Raw genomic sequence first — 16,900 nt, 5'->3', positions numbered from 1 at the left:
TCTTGCATGGCTGATGAAGCATTTGCCCTGTCCCCGATCTCGGCGCGCGCCGCGCAGCCGAGCGAGGAGGATTATGACGCCATCAGCCAGGCGTTCATGGAGACCTCGCGGGGCCGCTGGTTCCTCGGCGAATACGCCAAGCGCAACCGCAATGCCGACACCCGCATGGTGCTCGACGCGGTGGCGCGGATCGAGGACAGCCTCGCCGCCCAGCGGCAACCGCAACCGGCCCCCGACAACGGGCTTGCGGAGGCGCTCGCCGCCATCCGGAATGCGGTGGACGAGGCACGGGGCGCCTCGGCTGCGGCGCTCGACGGGCTGGCGCTCGAGGACAAGCTTGCGCCGGTCCGCAAGGGCGCCCGGATCATCCGCGAGATCTCCTGGCGCTGGCGGGAAATCGGCGCCGACGGCCGGATCTGCGATCTCCTCGATTCCCAGGTCGCCGCCATCGAAGGCGCCTGCGGACAGATCGCCTCGATCGATCCCCGGACGGAACTGAGCGCCGCCTTCGACCTGATCGCGGAGCGGATCGCGGAGCTCGGTGACGACGACACCGCCACCGCACCGACCGCCACCGCGCCTACCGTCGAAGCAGCCGCCCCATCATCGGCTCCCGCCCCGACAGCCGAAATGTCCGCCGCCGCCGAGGTGGCAATGGCGGAGGACATCGTCGAGGCCGCGATGACGTCCCCGGCAGCACAGCTCGATGAGGTCGCGGAGACCGCGGTCGCAACGGTCGAGGCCGAGGTCATCACGGACGAAGCCGCCGATGCCCATGACGACGCGATCCTCGACATGATCGCGCTTGAGATGGCTGCGGAAGATCCCTGCGACGCCGACGATGCGCTTGAGATGGATGCCGGCGAAACTCACGTCGCGGAGTTGGCGCCGGCCGATCCCATCGTCGTCGCCGAGGAACCGGAGCCGATCGCCGCCGCCGCGGCGGAGCCGCAGGCCGTTGAACTCCCGTTGCAGGCTTCGCCCGAAGCCTCCGCCGAACCCGAGCCTTCTCTGGGCTCGACACTTATCGCCAGCGGCATCCTGCAACGGCCCAAGATGACGGCGTGCGATCCGTTCGCGCCGATCCGGCGCATGAGTCAGGCCGAGAAGATCGCGTTCTTCTCGTGACCTCTTGGATCAGTTGATCAGGCGCGAGAACATATCCGCGTCGACATTGCCGCCCGACAGCACGATCACGACGTTCCTGCCGCCGATATCGATGCGGCCGGCCATCAGCGCCGCGAGCCCGACCGCGCCGCCGGGCTCGACCACCAGCTTCAATTCACGGAATGCAAATCCAACCGCGGTGCCGACTTCGGCGTCCGAAGCAGTGACGCCCTGCGCCAGCAGCCGGCTGTTGATGGCAAAGGTGATCTCGCCGGGGATCGAGGCCATCAGCGCATCGCAGATGGTGCGGCCCTTGGAAGCGTGCGGCTCGCGCCTGCCCGCGCGCAGCGAGCGCGCGTGATCGTCGAAAGCCTCGGGTTCGCCCGACATTACCATGGCCTGCGGATAGCGCGCCTTGATCGCGGTGGCGACACCGGCGACCAGGCCGCCGCCCGAGGCGGGCGCGATCACGATATCCGGGGCCACGCCGAGCGCCGCCATGTCCTCGCAGATTTCGCGGCCGACGGTGCCCTGGCCCGCGATCACGAACGGATCGTCATAGGGCCGCACCAAGGTAGCGCCGCGCTTTTCGGCGATCCCGTTGGCGATCGCCTCGCGGTCCTCGCGGTCGCGGTCGTACAGCACGACCTCGGCGCCGAAGGCCTTGGTGCGTTCGCGCTTGGAGAGCGGCGCGTCTGATGGCATCACGATGGTCGCCTGCATGCCCAGGATCTGCGCGGCGTGCGCGACGCCTTGAGCGTGGTTGCCGGACGAGAATGCGACCACGCCGCCGCTGCGTTTGTCCGGCGGGATCGACGACATCTTGTTGAAGGCGCCGCGGAACTTGAAGGAGCCGGTCCGCTGCAGCATTTCCGGCTTCAGGAAAACCCGGGTTCCCATGCGTTCGCTGAGAACCGGCGGCGACAACAGCGGCGTCCGCACCGCGAACGGCGCCAGCACGCGCGCCGCCGCATCGATATCCGCAGACGTGACAGGCAGGATCTGAGTGTTCATCCCTCAACTTGTATCGCGTACCGCGACGCCCGGGCAAGGCGCTTGACTGGGGATCAGCCGATCAAACGCGGCGCTTTCACCGCAAATTGTACGGGTTCGCCCTTCGGATCGAGCGAGCGGGCATGGGCGATATTTTCGACGAAGGCGCGGGCCGAGGCTTCCCAGCTATGCCCGGCCGCAAATTCGCGGCAGGCCCGCGGTGAAATCGCCAGCGCGGCCAGGCACGCCACCTGCAAATCCTCGTTCAGGGAGCCGACCGGCGCGGCACCGATCACATCGCGCGGCCCGGTCACCGGGAACGCGGCGACCGGCAGGCCGCTGGCCAGCGCTTCGAGCAGCACCAGGCCGAACGTGTCGGTCCGGCTCGGGAACACGAACACGTCGGCGCCCGCATAGACCTCGGCCAGTTCTTCGCCCTGCCGCGCGCCGAGGAACACCGCTTGCGGATATTTCCGGGCGAGGCCGGCGCGCGCCGGCCCGTCGCCGACGATCAATTTGGTGCCGGGCAGATCGAGGCCGAGGAACGCCTCCAGATTCTTTTCGACCGCGACGCGGCCCACGCTGAGGAAGACCGGGCGCGGCAGGCCGAGGTCGACCGCGCGCGGGTGAAACTGGCTGGTGTCGACCCCGCGCGGCCACAGCACCACGTTACGGAAGCCGCGCACGCGCAATTCACTGGCCAGCGCCGGCGTCGCCGCCATCACCGCCTGGCTCGCACCGTGGAACCAGCGTAGCGCCGCCCAGATCCAGGACTCCGGGATCGGCAGCCGCGCGGAAATGTATTCGGGAAAGCGGGTGTGAAAGCTGGTCGTGAACGGCAATCCGTGCTTCCGGCAATAGCGTCGCGTCAACAACCCGATCGGGCCTTCGGTTGCGATGTGGATGCTGTCGGGCCGGGCTTCACCGATCAGCCGGGCGATCGCCGCAGGAGACGGCAACGCCAGGCGCAGATCCGGGTAGCTCGGCAATGCCACGGTGCGGAACGATTGCGGCGTGAGAAAGCTGACATCGACGCCGAGCGCCCTTGCCGCCTCCGCCGTCATGGCCAGCGTCCGCACCACGCCGTTGACCTGCGGATGCCATGCGTCGGTCGCAACCAGGACGCGCATCAGGCCGCGCGCGCCGCCACGGCGGCGACAGGGGCCGTCCGCCGCAGCGGATCGGTCCAGGTGATGATTTCAAATCGGCCGTCCTCGTGCTCGGCCAGCGCGGTGCAGCTCTCCACCCAGTCGCCGCAGTTCATGTAGCGGATGTCATGCTCGTCGCGGATGGTGGCGTAGTGAATGTGGCCGCAGATCACGCCGTCGGCGCCGTGACGCCGCGCCTCGGCGGCCAGCGTCTGTTCGAAGGCGCCGATGTAATTGACCGCATTCTTGACCTTGAGCTTGGCCCATTGCGACAGCGACCAATAAGGCACGCCGAACGCGCGACGGAAGGCGTTGACGAGGCGGTTCATCCGGATCGCGAAATCGTAGGCCTTGTCGCCGAGATGGGCGAGCCAGCGCGCATTCTGCACCACGAGATCGAAGATATCGCCGTGGATCACCAGATAGCGCCGGCCGTCGACCCCGGTATGGATGGTGTTTTCCACGACATCGATGCCGCCGAAATGCGTGCCGTAGTAGTTGCGCAGGAACTCGTCGTGGTTGCCGGGCACATAGACGATCTTGGCGCCCTTGCGCGCCTTGCGCAGCAGCTTCTGCACGAAGTCGTTATGCGATTGCGGCCAGTACCAGCTCGACTGCAGCGCCCAGCCGTCGACGATATCGCCGACCAGATAGATGGTCTCGGCGTCATGGCAGCGGAGGAAATCCAGCAACTGGCCGGCTTGCGAGCCGCGTGCTCCGAGATGGACGTCGGAGATAAACAAAGTGCGAAAGCGCCGGTCCGGCAACTCTTCACTCATAGCGTCATTCCCATGCGCGAGCAGCTAACAGAACTCCGTGACAGCGCGATGACAGTCTAGGCTGCCGAGGATACCGCGCGTTCGAAACAAACCAGCGTGTAGATCCCGAACGGCGCCACCTTGCGCCGCTCGACCAGAATGGCGTCGTTGTTGGCGTGGGCCCATGCCTGCAATCGCGCGAACGGAAATTCCGGCCGCAGGCCGAGCCCGCGGGTGCGCTGCGCGGCCCATCGCTCGACCGCAGCGGCGACGCCTTTCTCCGAATAGAGATGGTTGACGAGGATGATCCGCCCGCCCGGCTTCACCACGCGGTGGCACTCGGACAGCACCTGTTCGGGATGGGCCACCAGCGTGATGACGAACTGCGCCACCACGCAATCGAAGGTCGCGTCGGCAAACGCCATCCGGTGCGCATCCATCAGCCGCACATCCTTCACGTAAGGATAGCGCCCGCTCGCCATTCTCTCGCGCGCCTTCGCCAGCATCGGCGCGGAAAGATCGATGCCGGTGATCTCGGTGGACGCATCGTAGTCGTCGAATGACAGACCGGTGCCGACGCCGACTTCGAGAATCTTGCCGCCGGTCGCGCGCGCCGCCTTCGCCGCCGCGCGGCGGCCATTCACCATGACCGGCCCGCACACCGCGTCATAGATCGGCGCCCACCGCGCATAGGCGGTTTCAACGATGCGGCGGTCGAGATCGGTGCTTTGCATGCGGCATCCGAAAGAGGGCAAACACGAATCAATGGTGTGCGTTCGAATGGCAAATAACAGTGCCGTACGACAATTGAGCGACAGGCCTCTCTTCACCCGTCGTCCTGGACAAGCGAGCGCAATCCGAGACCCATATGCAGCGGCTTTGGTCGATGCCAAAGATGTCCGCCACCCCAACAGTCGTCATCCCCCGCGCATGCGCATAGGCGTTAAGGTAGCGAGACCATTGTTTGGTAGCGACGCTTTTTTCTAGGTGGCTCGTGAAGATGCCGCCGGATGGCGGCTTTGCATCGCTGTAGAGCAGCGAATGTCGGCTGAGGGATGATGGCTTGCAACAGGGAAGCAACGAGCTGCTGCATCGTCCGCCACAGGCCTGGCCGGGTCAAGCGGCCTCGGCCAAGCGGGGAGAGTCCTCGATCCGCTCAACGAGCGGCTCGAGCAGAAGAATGACGAGAAGGTGGGCCAGGATGTAGGGTCTGGCGGAACGTGCATTTATGCCGGGCGGGCTCTTAAGGCCAACTAGGCTTTTTAGCCGCTTGAAGCCGAGCTCGATGCGCCATCGTAGGCGATAGAGCGCGAGGATGTCGTCGGTCGTGAAGTCATCAGGACTGAGCGAGGTGATCAGGATAACCCAGTCTGCGGCGGCAAGGGCTTGCTTCGATAGTTGATAGCCCTCTCGCTGAGCATCCCGGTGAGCCTTGCGGCGCGCCTCGGCGGCTGCTTCCGGCGGCTTCTTGATGGCGACCAGCCGCAAGGCGAGCGCAGCACCGCCTTTGCGTCCAACCCAAATCGGCTGATCGATCAGCCCGCGCGCTGAAGCCTTGCGCAAAGCGGCGATGAGATCAAACAGATTACCCTTGGCGTCGAGCCAGCGCGCACTCTTCCATCCGGCCCGGATCAGGACATCGGCCCCACGACCGAGAACAGTGGCCATTCGTTCAGGCTGAAGGTAGGCACGATCGGCGATGCGTATCTCGCCCTTGACGACAGGGATGCGGTCGAGCCTCTCGCCTTCCTTCTGATCGGTGAGCTCGAAGTGGCCAAAGCGCTCATGCGGAAGATCGAAGGCGCTGTGAATGCGCCACAACTGGCTATTCTTCTTGGCCGCCGCTCCGGCTTTCGGCACCGTGGTCGCATCAACGATGCGGATTAGTCGACCTCGGCTCGCCTTCGGTGCGGCGCTACTCAGCACCTTGCCGATCAGCAGCTCGAGCCAATCGCCGCACTGACGGAGCCGGTACAGCAAGCCAACGCCGGAGATGTCGACCAATCCAACTGACGCAGCCCACGCCGCGGTCAGGCGCAAGCCTCGTTCTCCCAGGCAATACGCCAAGATCATGCGTAGCAGATCAACCGCATCCTTGATCTCGCGCGGGCGCAGAAAAGCCTTCGTCTCGCGCGCGCTCTCATTAAGCGCCTTCGCCCCGCCAAGCCGGGCAACAATGCTCTGCCAATCTTCGTTCACAAGCGATTCGTGCATCATCCAATTGATGAATCACACGCGATTCCACGCCACAAGTCTATTTTAACGCCTATGCGCGCATGCGGGGGAACCAGTACGCCGCGGCTTATCGGTTCAATCACTGACGTCTCTGGAATCGGCATAGGGGCGTGGAGGTTTGTCTCCGCGTCCCCTGCCACACCACCCGGCATGCGGGTCCGCACCGGGCGGTTCGACGGGTTGAGGTCAACTGGCAAGTTTTGGGACTCCCAATCGTTTGAAGAGGTCATTCGGCAGCACCGTGTTGAGCGCGATCGCCGAGTTGCGCCACCAGCGTCTGCTGTTGGCGGCTGCTCGTCTGGCCGCGGCCGGGTATGCCCCCCGTGCGATCATCTCGCGGTAGATAACCCGACCCCGTTTCCAGTGCTTGAGCTGCACCGCCCGCAGGCGATGACGGACCCAGGCATCGATGTCGGCAAACACCCCAGGTGTCTCTGCGAGGCGGAAGTAGCCTTTCCACCCGGTCAGATACACCCCAAGCGATTTGCACGTCTGCGCGAGGCTTCGTCCGGCACTGCGCCGGGTCAGTTCCCGCACACGCTCCTTCATGCGCTTGATGGCCGGTGGAGCGACGCGCCGCCGGATCGTCCGCCCTCTGCCTGTCCAGAAGGAGAAGCCGAGGAACTTCGATGCCGTGGCACGCCTCACCTTGCTCTTGGCCTCGTTGACGCGGAGCTTCAGCTTTCCGAACTGCTTGCGCAGCGAGGCCATCACCCGCTCGCCCGAACGCTGCGTCCGAACATAGACGTTCAGATCGTCGGCGTAGCGGACGAAGGTATGGCCCCTTCGCTCCAGCTCCTTGTCGATTTCGTCCAACAGCACGTTGGCCAACAGCGGCGAGAGTGGGCCGCCTTGCGGCGTGCCTTCCTCCCGCCCGATCACCACCCCGTCGGCGAGCACGCCCGCGTTGAGGTAGCGGCGGATCAGCCGCAGCACCCGACGGTCCGCGATCCGTCTGGTCAACCTCCCCATCAGGAGGTCGTGGTTGACCCGGTCGAAGAACTTCTCCAGGTCGATGTCCACGACAAAGCTCCGACCTTCCTGCACGTAGGCTTGCGCGCGACGTATCGCGTCGTGCGCACTCCGTCCGGGCCGGAAGCCGTAGCTCGCATCCGAGAAGGTCGGGTCGAACAGCGGTTGCAGGACACCCAGCAGGGCCTGCTGGATGAACCGGTCGAGCGCCGTCGGGATGCCGAGCTCACGCTCGCCCCCGCCGGGCTTGGGAATCGCCACCCGTCTCACCGGCTGCGGCTGGTAGCGTCCGGCGAGCAGTTCCTCGCGCAAACGCGGCCAGTGCACGCGCAGATAGCCGGGCAGCTCTTCGACCGTCATCCCGTCGATGCCGCAACTTCCCGCGTTCTGTCGAACGCGCTTCAATGCGGCCTGAAGGTTTGGGCGTTCGCACACCCGCTCCATCAGGTCGTTACTTCCCAGGCACTCGTTTCCACTGCCAGTCAGGGGCGCTTCCACACGTCCGTCCGACCCCTGCGGCTTCACCGCATTGGCCGTTCGAGCGCTCGGATCTTCATCCGACTTCCGTGGCATAATTCCCCCGAGGCCCATGGGCGTCTCGCCCTTCCCATCGTTTGGCCCTTCGTCATGCCGTCGCCAAGGCTTCGGCAGAACTACTATGGCCTCTGCTGACTTCTCGCTCCGCCGGCCTTTCGGCCATCGTCGCCCTTTCAGGCACAAGGCGAGATCTCCCCGGGTAAGAACATCGGCCTTCGCTGCACGACCGCCGGATCTACGTCGCCTCGCCTTGGTCACGAGAGCTTCGCGGCCGTATGCCCGCTCGCCCTGCTCGGCTCCGCCTTCTATCCGGTTCCTGTTCGTCGGCCCGCAGCTTCGTTCCACGCTTCCTTCACGCCGTCCTCACGGCCCGACGCTCTGCGTTTCCCTTCGCTCGCTGTGACCAGCTCACGGGAGGACTTTCACCTCCAAGTCAATGCCCATGCCGGGCGCACATACTGGATCACCCGCTTTCGCGGGTGATGACAGTTGTGGGTGTGGCGCGGCTTCGGAACCGTCATTGCGAGCCAACGGGTCGCGCGAACGCGCGCCCGATGACAGGCTCCGCGAAGCAATCCATTGTCGCAGCAGGAATGAAGCTGGATTGCTTCGTCGCTTCGCTCCCTTGCGCAAACGCTTCGCGTTTGTCGCAGGCAATGACGTTCAAACAGCTTCGCGATCTCGCGGCGCATGGCGCCCGCATTACGGTGACAGCATTACGGTGACAGCATTACGGTGACAGTGCTGTCACCGCAATCCCGCGTTCGGGGACGACACGCAGGACGAGAGTCTAATAAAACCGGTGAAAATGATGGATCGGGCCGTGGCCGTGGCCTACGCCGAGCCGGTCGGCGGCGGCGATTGCGGCGCTGACCCAGGCCTTGGCGTGGCGCACCGCGGTTTCCAGGTCTTCGCCTTTCGCAAGGCCGGCCGCGATGGCGGAGGACAGCGAGCATCCGGTGCCGTGGGTGTTGCCGGTGGTGATGCGCGGCGCCGCGAGCGCGATGACACCGCTATCCCTGACGAGATAATCGATGCTCTCGGCGCCCTGCCCGTGGCCGCCCTTGATCAGCACCGCGGGACAGCCCATCGCCAACAGCCGTTGGCCTTGGCTCTCGATCACGGCCTCGCCGGCGGCGAGCGGCTCGTTCAAGAGCGCGGCGGCTTCCGGCAAATTGGGCGTGATCAGCGAGGCCAGCGGAATAAGTTTGGTCCGCAAGCCTTCGACCGCGTCCGCGGCCAGCAGGCGGTCGCCCGAGGTCGCGACCATTACGGGATCGAGCACGATGTGTTGCGGCGACCACTTCTTCAGCCCCGTGGCGATGGCGTCGATGACCGCAAGCTCCGCCACCATCCCGATCTTGACGGCCCTGACCTCGAGATCGCCAAATACCGCGTCGATCTGCGCGCTGACGAAATCGGCCGGCACCTGATGAATACCGGTCACCCCGCGCGTGTTCTGCGCGGTCAGGGCGGTGATGACGGAGGCGCCGTAGACGCCGAGCGCGGCAAAGCTCTTCAGGTCGGCCTGGATACCGGCGCCGCCTGAGGAATCCGAGCCGGCGATGGTAAGCGCAATCGGGATCGTCATGGTTCGGCTCGCGGGAATTTCAGGCAATCCGGCATGGGCATCGATTGTCCTAACCCGACGTGCCACGACCAGCAAGTTCGCTTGCTATGAGCCCTTGAATTTGGCTCTTTCCAGCAGCTGTGTTTTCTTGACGCGAACCGGTATCCACTTCGCTTGAAAACGCTATATTGGCCCCAACGAGACGCCTTTCGGAGACGACAGCGATGGTTCCCTTTTTCGTACAGTTCAAATGCAAGCTCGGCCAATCCTATGCCGTCGCCAATGCGCTCGCCGAGGCCGAGATCGCCTCGGAGATATATTCCACCGCCGGCGATTATGACCTGCTGGTCAAGTTCTACGTCGATAACGACACCGACATCGGCCATTTCGTCAACGAGAAGGTGCAGGTCATTCCCGGCATCCAGGACACCCATACCATCATCACCTTCAAGGCGTTCGGCCCAGGCTAGGACGCCGCTGACGCCGGCACCGCGATGTTGCGGGGTACTTCTCGGCGCGGATCAATATCCCCCGCTTCGCTTCCGCCTTGCGGGAAGGCCGGAAATCCGCGAGCATTCATTCCACTACACGAGCCTGTGGCAGCCGGCGTCCCTTGCGGGCGAGGAAGCATCGGCGACAAAGCGTCTCAAGGCTGCAACGTCAGCCGCAAAGGGAGGAATGGAATGATCAATCCGATAATCAGGCTTGCGGCCATTGCACTGGCCGGAACTGCGGTTGCGACATCGACTGCGGTCGCGCAGGTGAAATTGCCGCCAAGCGTGACGATGACGGCCTATGACACCGGCACGTCCGGATTCAACATCACCGTCGCGATCGGCAAGATGTTCAAGGACAAGTACGGCACGGACGCACGCGTCCTGCCCGCCGGCAACGACGTCGCCCGCCTGCAGCCTCTGCGCCTCAACCGCGCGGTCATCTCGGCGATGGGCGCCGGCGTCTATTTCTCGCAGGAAGGCGTTTTCGAATTCGCGACGCGGGAATGGGGACCGCAGGCGGTCCAGATCACCCTGAGTTCAGTCGACTGCAACGGCCTTTCGCTGGCGGTCGCCGGCGACGTCGGGGTGAAGACTCTGGCGGAGCTGAAGGGCAAGCGCGTCGGCTTCGTCGTCGGCTCGCCCGCGCTCAACCAGAATGCACTGGCGATGCTGGCGTTTGCCGGTCTGACGGCCAAGGATGTCAAGATCGTCGAATTCGCCAGCAACAACGCGATGTGGAAAGGCGCCAACAACAACGACGTCGATGCGATGTTCGGTTCGACCATCGCCGGGCCCGCCAAGGAGCTGCAAACCTCGCCGCGCGGTATCGTCTGGCCTCCCCTGCCGCACTCCGACAAGGCGGGCTGGGATCGCGTGCGCAAGGTCGGGCCGTTCTTCACCGAGCACAAAGCCACCTGCGGCGCCGGCAGCGAATTTTCCAAGGACAAGCCGATCGAGATCGGCACCTATCCGTATCCGATCTACACGGTCTACGGCAGCCAGGCCGAGAACGAGGTCTACATGCTGACCAAGGCGCTGATCGAAGGCTATGACGGATACAAGGACGGCGCGCCGGGCGCCAGCGGGCTTGCGGTGAAGGGGCAGACCAAGAACTGGGCGGTGCCGGTGCACAAGGGCGCCGTCAAGGCGCTGAAGGAAGCCGGTGCCTGGAGCGACGACCAGGAGAAGCACAACAACGCGCTGTTCAAGCGGCAGGAGATTTTGGCCGCGGCGTGGACGGACTTCAACAAGGGCAGCCCGTCGGCCGATCCGGCAAAATTCGCCGAGGAGTGGATGAGCGCGCGCAAGGCGGCGCTCGCCAAGGCCGGCTTGGTGAATACGTTCTAGCGATGCGGCCGAGAACCCCGATTCTGGTTCAGCCAGAATCGGGGCTCTGGGATTTCGTCGCCTTCTTCGGCCGCGGCGGTCCCTCCACCGGCGGCAGCGACTTCAGGTATTCGGCCATCGCCGCGCGATCCTCAGGCTTGAGTTGCGAGGTGTTCCTGATCACGCGCGCCATCGATCCGCCGGCGGTGTCGCCTTCGGGCGTCTGCCCGGTCTCGAGGAAATAGGCGAAGTCCTTCGCGCCCCACTCGCCAAGCCGCTTTTGCGTGATGTTTGGCACCCAGCCCTCGCCTTCGGGATTCGGTCCGCCCGCGAGGCGCTGCGCCGCGACGATGCCGCCGAGAAAATTGCGCGGGCTGTGACACTCCGCGCAATGGCCGAGGCCGTTCACCAGATAGGCACCGCGATTCCATTGCGCCGAACGCGCCGGATCCGGCGCGAACGGCTTGCCGTCCATGAACAGAAATTTCCAGATCCCGACATTGCGCCTGACATTGAATGGAAACGGCACATCATGATCGGGCGCCTTGCCGGACACCGGCGCCAGCGTCTTCAGGTAGGCAAAGAGATCGCGGACATCTTCGACCTTCGCGTGCCTGTAAGACGCATAAGGAAACGCCGGAAAGTAATGCCTGCCCGCGGGCGAAGTACCCTCGAGCATGGCCGTGACAAATTCCGCCTCGGTCCATCGCCCGATGCCGTCGGCAGGGTCGGGCGAGATGTTGGGCACGCGGAACGTCCCGAACGGCGACGGGATGGCAAGGCCGCCGCCGAGTTTCAGGCGATCGGGCTGGCCGGGCACGGCGTGGCAGGAGGAACATCCGCCGGCGTTGAACGTTGTGAGGCCGTTGGCCGAATTCGGCGTGTAAGCGGGCAACACATTCGAAGCGACGACCGCCGGGATCGTCAGCCACCAGAACATCGCGCAGCCAATGACGGCGGTGACGACAAGGCCAAGGAAAACAGGACTTGAGAAGATAAGACTTGGGAAAATAACAGTTGGGAAAATTCGCCGCAGCATTCACCGATCCGTCATCAACCGCCTGAATCTGTTGGCTAGTATGGCCGGTATTGCGGCCATAAGCTGCCGGAAAATTTAGGGCGTTGGAGCAAGCCTGCGGGAATAATACCGGAATCCCGCGGTTGAAACTGGCACTACCGCCTCGCGTCAACAGGGAGAAAACCATGTCTAAGACCAGGACCATGCTTGCCACCCTTGCTCTGGGCGCAGCCGTCGCCATTGCCGGACCCGCCTTTGCCGAGAAGCTGAAAGCGACCCTCGACGGAAAAGCCGAGGTCCCCGCCACCACCTCTGCCGGAAAAGGCACCGCCGACCTCGACTACGACGCCGCCACCAAGAAGCTGAGCTGGAAGCTGACCTATTCGGGGCTTTCCGGGCCGGCGACTGCCGCGCATTTCCACGGCCCCGCCGCAGCCGGCGCCAACGGCGGCGTCGCACTGGCGATCCCCAATGCCGCCGCGAGCCCGGTCGAAGGCAGCGCCACGTTGACCGACGCCCAGGCCGCCGACCTGATGGCCGGCAAATACTACATCAACATCCACACCGCAGCCAATCCGGCCGGCGAAATCCGCGGTCAGGTGACGAAGTAAGTCTTCGCACCCGCGGTGACCAAGTAAATTTCGTACGCGAGAGTACGAAGAAGGGTGGACGCCGCAAGCGTCCGCCCTTTGTTCGCTCAAGCCCGGACTAAAGCGGGATGGGGTTAGGTTGAATCGATTTGGGATTCCCAAATCAGCGTGTTTCTGATTCACCATGCAGGCTGGGTTAGGAGGCCAGCATGTATGGGCAAGCCTTACTCTCTGGATTTGCGCAAGCGTGTCGTGACGGCAATTGAGGGAGGGATGTCCCGCAATCAGGCCGCCAAGCGGTTTGGGGTCGCGATCAGCACGGCCATCGGCTGGATGCAGCGGGTCGAGGAGACCGGCAGCGTTGAGCCTGGCCAGATGGGTGGCCACAAGCCGAAAGCAATTTCGGGAGACCACGCGGTCTGGCTGTCGCAGCGGCTCAGGGACAGCGATTTCACCATACGCGGGCTCGTTGCCGAACTCGCCGGACGCGGCCTGAAGGTCGACTACCACTCGGTGTGGGACTTCGTGCATGCCGAGAAGCTCAGCTTCAAAAAAAAGCGTGGTGGCTGGCGAGCGCGATCGTCCCGACGTGGCGCGGCGGCGGTCCCAGTGGACAAAGTATCAAGGTCGCGTCGAAGCTGAGCGGCTGGTCTTCATCGACGAGACCTGGACCCGGACCGATATGGCTCCCTTGCGGGGATGGGCACTGCGCGGGCGCAGACTGCCCGCCAAGGTTCCCCACGGGCGCTGGAAGACCATGACCTTCCTGGCGGCCCTGCGCCATGACCGGATCGATGCGCCATGGTTCATCGAGGGACCGATCGATGGCGAGAGCTTTCGGACCTATGTCGAAAAGGCTCTCCTGCCGACCCTGCGGCCCGGCGACATCGTCGTCATGGACAATCTCGGCAGCCACAAAAGCAAGAGCGTGCGTCAGCTCATCCGTTCTGCCGGTGCCAAGCTGTTCTTTCTGCCCAAATACTCACCCGACCTGAACCCGATCGAACAGGTCTTTGCCAAGCTCAAACATCTGCTCCGAAAGGCCGCCGCGCGAACCGTCGATGCGGTCTGCGCCGTAATCAGTCAGTTGCTCAACGCCTTCACACCCCAAGAATGCGCCAACTACCTCAAAAATTCAGGCTATCGAACCTAATGCCATCACGCTTTAGCCGTTCTTGAGGCGGAAGGTCTCGTGGCAGCCGCCGCATTCCTTGCCGATGCCGGGGAAATTCGCTTTCAGCGAGTCGAGATCCTTGATCTTGGCCTTGGCCTCGCTCACCACCTTGGCGAAGCTGGCGATCCTGGCGTCGAAGCCGGCCTTGTCTTCCCAGATCTTGGGCGAGGAGCTGTAATCGCCCTCCGGCTTCAGACCCTTGATGCTGGCGGGGAACATGGTCGGAAGCTTCTTGGCGGTGTCGTCGAGCTGCGCGAGAGCGGCATCGACCGCGGCCTGATCGTAGGGCTTTTCGCCCTTGAACATGGGGCCCAAAACGCCGCCCAAGTTCTTTCCGTTGGCCTTCATGACGTTCTGGGCTTTGGTGACCAGGTCCTGTTGCGCCGTGACAGCGCCAACTCCGAGCAACAACGTTCCCACCACCACCACGACAGTTCGCATCATCATCAGTCGAATCCCCCTGCTTTGAGCGCGCCAGTCCGCCGTCGGCGAACTGCGCTGACTATGGCCCAACCCCGCGCCCGGATTTTCATTCCCGCGACGCGACAAAATGTCAGAGACTATGCCGGCGCTGATGCTCGCGGATCGCGATCCAGACCCGCTCGGGGGTGGCCGGCATGTCGATGTGGTCGATCTTGTATTCGCGCCACAGCCCGTCGATGATCGCATTGACGACCGCCGGGCAGGAGCCGATCGCGCCCGCCTCGCCCGCGCCCTTCACTCCCAAAGGATTGGTCTTGCAGGGGACGTTGCGGGTCTCGAACACGAATGACGGACCATCGGTGGCGCGCGGCAGCGCGTAGTCCATCAGCGTGCCGGTCACGAGCTGGCCGCTCTTGGGATCATAGACCGCGTGTTCCATCAGGGCCTGGCCGATCCCCTGCATTGCGCCGCCGTGAACCTGACCGGCGAGCAGCAGCGGATTCAGTGTCACCCCGAAGTCGTCGACGATCACGTAGTTGACGATCCTGATGATGCCGGTGGCAGGGTCGATCTCCACTTCGGCAAGGTGAGTGCCGTTGGGGAAGGTGCCATCGGCGCTGGTGAAGGTGGCGCTGGCCTTCAGCTTCGACGGGTCGACGCCCGGCCGCCTGGCGAGATCGGCGAAGGTGATCGAACGGTCGGTGCCGGCGATCCGCACGATGCCGCCGCTGATCTCGAGGTCGCCGGCGCTGGTTTCCAGCGCCTCGGCGGCGATCTCGCGCAAATTCGCACCCAGCGTGCGGGTGGCGCGCTCGACGCTGACGCCGCCGGTCGGAATCGACGCCGAACCGCCGGTGCCCAGACCGGTGGCGATCTTGTCGGTATCGCCCTGCAAGGTGCGAACGCGATCCGGCGAGAGTCCGAACTGCTCGGCGACGATCTGCGCATAGGCGGTCTGGTGGCCCTGCCCGCTCGATTGCGTGCCGATCAGGATGGTGACGCCGCCATCGGGATCGAGCGCCACATTGGCGGTCTCCTCGCCCATGGTGCCGCAGACCTCGACATAGGTGCCCAGTCCGATGCCGCGCACCAGACCCTGCTTCTTCGCGGCCTTGGCGCGCTTGGGAAATTCCTTCCAGTTGGCGATTTCCATCGCCCGCTTCATATGCGCGGTGAAGTCGCCGGAATCGTAGACCTTGCCGGTCGCGGTCTTGTAGGGCATCGCGCGGGGCGAGATGAAATTCTTGCGGCGGATGGCGTCCGGCGTCATCCCGAGCTTGCGCGCGGCGGCGTCGACCAGCCGCTCGACGACATACGCGGCTTCGGGGCGTCCGGCGCCGCGATAGGCATCGACCGGCACGGTGTGGGTGAACACGGTGCGGACCCGGCAATGGAAGGCCTGGATGTCGTAGAGACCGGGCAGCATGCCGGCGCCGCCATGCGGAATGTAGGGGCCGAAGGTCGACAGATAGGCGCCCATGTCGCCCATCAGATCGACGTCCATGCCGAGGAACTTGCCGTCCTCGGCGAGCGCCATCCGCGCCGTGGTGACGTTGTCGCGGCCCTGCGCGTCGCCCATGAAATGATCGGAGCGATCGGCCGTCCATTTGACGGTACGGCGCAGCCGGCGCGCGGCGACCGCGATCAGCGCATATTCGCGATAGGGAAACAGCTTGGTGCCGAAGCCGCCGCCGACATCCGGGCAGATCACCCGCATCTTCTCGACCGGAATTTTCAGCACGTTCTGGCACAGGATATCGCGCAGCCGGTGACTGCCTTGGCTGCCGACCGTGAGCGTCAGATGGTCCCGCTTGGCGTCGTATTCGCAGACCGCCGCGCGCGTCTCCATGAAGTTGATCACCGCCCGCGGATTGACGATCGATATTTCGGCCACCGCATGCGCCTTCGCGAACGCCGCCTCGGTCGCCTTCTTGTCGCCGATCGGAACGTCGAACAGCACATTGCCCGGATGCTCGGGCCAGACCTGCGGCGCGCCCTTCTTCACCGCATTGGCCACGCCGATCGTGGCCGGCAGCGGCGTCCAGTTGACCTCGATGGCCTCGATCGCGTCGCGGGCCTGATCCACCGTGTCCGCGACCACGAAGGCCACGGCATCGCCGACGTGGCGCACCACATCGCGCGCGAGAATCGCATAAAGCGGGCCGGTGAACGGATTGACTTCCAGGTTGAACAGGCAGGGAAGGCCGCCGAGGTCCTTGACGTCTTCCGCCGTCAGGATCGCACCGATGCCCGGCAGGCTCCTGGCGCGGGTGGCGTTGATGGTGAATTTCGCGTGCGCATGAGGCGAACGCAGCACCAGCGCATGCATCGAGGCCTGCGGCGCGTGATCGTCGGTGTAGCGGCCTTTGCCGCGAATCAGCGCGTCGTCCTCCTTGCGAACGACGCTTTGACCGATGCCGAACTTGATGGGAGCAGCCATCGTATCTCCGGGTTACAAATGAAAGGCGGCGCATATTGCAGCGGTTCTGCTGCCAGCGCAAACCGCTTTCAGCCGGGAATTCGCGGCCCGAAGCAAGCTCAGCCCCCGGTTG

The 16,900-nt window shown here is 64.4% G+C and carries 15 protein-coding genes; 5 read left to right on the top strand and 10 right to left on the bottom strand.

Annotation, left to right across the window (positions count from 1 at the left end; all coding sequences use genetic code 11):
• Positions 1 to 6 precede the first annotated feature (6 nt).
• On the top strand, positions 7 to 1,128 hold the full coding sequence (locus KMZ29_RS10035) for a hypothetical protein (RefSeq protein ID WP_215623544.1): 1,122 nt from the start codon (positions 7 to 9) through the stop codon (positions 1,126 to 1,128).
• Between the two features lie 9 nt (positions 1,129 to 1,137).
• Here the strand turns inward: KMZ29_RS10035 and KMZ29_RS10030 are convergent, their stop codons facing one another.
• The 7 genes from KMZ29_RS10030 to thiD form a co-directional block, all read right to left on the bottom strand.
• Positions 1,138 to 2,121, bottom strand: a complete 984-nt coding sequence (locus KMZ29_RS10030; RefSeq protein ID WP_215623543.1) for a threonine/serine dehydratase family protein — start codon at positions 2,119 to 2,121, stop codon at positions 1,138 to 1,140.
• Positions 2,122 to 2,174: 53 nt separating this feature from the next.
• Positions 2,175 to 3,230, bottom strand: coding sequence for a glycosyltransferase family 4 protein (locus KMZ29_RS10025; RefSeq protein ID WP_305855092.1), 1,056 nt, complete (start codon positions 3,228 to 3,230; stop codon positions 2,175 to 2,177).
• Positions 3,230 to 4,027, bottom strand: a complete 798-nt coding sequence (locus tag KMZ29_RS10020; RefSeq protein ID WP_215623542.1) for a UDP-2,3-diacylglucosamine diphosphatase — start codon at positions 4,025 to 4,027, stop codon at positions 3,230 to 3,232. Before KMZ29_RS10020 ends, KMZ29_RS10025 begins: the two co-directional genes overlap by 1 nt.
• A gap of 56 nt (positions 4,028 to 4,083) precedes the next feature.
• Positions 4,084 to 4,740: a class I SAM-dependent methyltransferase gene (locus KMZ29_RS10015; protein WP_215623541.1), complete on the bottom strand. Its 657-nt coding sequence runs from the start codon at positions 4,738 to 4,740 to the stop codon at positions 4,084 to 4,086.
• Between the two features lie 382 nt (positions 4,741 to 5,122).
• Complete coding sequence (locus tag KMZ29_RS10010; RefSeq protein ID WP_215623540.1) at positions 5,123 to 6,223, bottom strand: transposase; 1,101 nt, start codon at positions 6,221 to 6,223, stop codon at positions 5,123 to 5,125.
• A 204-nt stretch (positions 6,224 to 6,427) separates the two neighbouring features.
• Positions 6,428 to 7,804: a group II intron reverse transcriptase/maturase gene (gene ltrA / locus KMZ29_RS10005; RefSeq protein ID WP_369810021.1), complete on the bottom strand. Its 1,377-nt coding sequence runs from the start codon at positions 7,802 to 7,804 to the stop codon at positions 6,428 to 6,430.
• Between the two features lie 736 nt (positions 7,805 to 8,540).
• Positions 8,541 to 9,341, bottom strand: a complete 801-nt coding sequence (gene thiD, locus KMZ29_RS10000; protein ID WP_215623539.1) for a bifunctional hydroxymethylpyrimidine kinase/phosphomethylpyrimidine kinase — start codon at positions 9,339 to 9,341, stop codon at positions 8,541 to 8,543.
• Between the two features lie 203 nt (positions 9,342 to 9,544).
• Between thiD and KMZ29_RS09995 the strand changes: the two genes are divergently transcribed.
• On the top strand, positions 9,545 to 9,790 hold the full coding sequence (locus tag KMZ29_RS09995) for an Lrp/AsnC ligand binding domain-containing protein (protein ID WP_027541873.1): 246 nt from the start codon (positions 9,545 to 9,547) through the stop codon (positions 9,788 to 9,790).
• 213 nt (positions 9,791 to 10,003) lie between these two features.
• A complete protein-coding gene (locus KMZ29_RS09990; RefSeq protein WP_215623538.1) occupies positions 10,004 to 11,164 on the top strand; it encodes a TAXI family TRAP transporter solute-binding subunit in 1,161 nt (386 codons plus the stop codon).
• Positions 11,165 to 11,192: 28 nt separating this feature from the next.
• Here KMZ29_RS09990 and KMZ29_RS09985 read toward each other — a convergent pair whose 3' ends face one another.
• Complete coding sequence (locus KMZ29_RS09985) at positions 11,193 to 12,083, bottom strand: c-type cytochrome (protein WP_249779885.1); 891 nt, start codon at positions 12,081 to 12,083, stop codon at positions 11,193 to 11,195.
• 263 nt (positions 12,084 to 12,346) lie between these two features.
• On the opposite strand from KMZ29_RS09985, the gene KMZ29_RS09980 reads away from it, so the two are divergent.
• On the top strand, positions 12,347 to 12,772 hold the full coding sequence (locus tag KMZ29_RS09980) for a CHRD domain-containing protein (protein WP_215623536.1): 426 nt from the start codon (positions 12,347 to 12,349) through the stop codon (positions 12,770 to 12,772).
• A gap of 192 nt (positions 12,773 to 12,964) precedes the next feature.
• Positions 12,965 to 13,904 (top strand): IS630 family transposase gene (locus tag KMZ29_RS09975; protein ID WP_369810020.1). Its coding sequence is split into 2 segments (ribosomal slippage): positions 12,965 to 13,300 and positions 13,302 to 13,904, totalling 939 coding nucleotides; the frame shifts between segments, so codons are not numbered across the junction.
• 12 nt (positions 13,905 to 13,916) lie between these two features.
• Here the strand turns inward: KMZ29_RS09975 and KMZ29_RS09970 are convergent.
• Together KMZ29_RS09970 and KMZ29_RS09965 are read right to left on the bottom strand one after the other, a co-directional pair.
• Positions 13,917 to 14,366, bottom strand: coding sequence for a c-type cytochrome (locus tag KMZ29_RS09970; RefSeq protein WP_215624213.1), 450 nt, complete (start codon positions 14,364 to 14,366; stop codon positions 13,917 to 13,919).
• 112 nt (positions 14,367 to 14,478) lie between these two features.
• Positions 14,479 to 16,788 carry a xanthine dehydrogenase family protein molybdopterin-binding subunit gene (locus tag KMZ29_RS09965; protein WP_215623535.1) on the bottom strand — a complete coding sequence of 770 codons (2,310 nt, stop codon included), beginning with the start codon at positions 16,786 to 16,788 and terminating at the stop codon, positions 14,479 to 14,481.
• Positions 16,789 to 16,900 lie beyond the last annotated feature (112 nt).

The sequence above is a fragment of the Bradyrhizobium sediminis genome (genome assembly GCF_018736085.1).
In the GTDB taxonomy this organism is placed as follows: Bacteria; Pseudomonadota; Alphaproteobacteria; order Rhizobiales; family Xanthobacteraceae; genus Bradyrhizobium; species Bradyrhizobium sediminis.
This window is presented reverse-complemented; position numbering and strand designations above follow the sequence as displayed.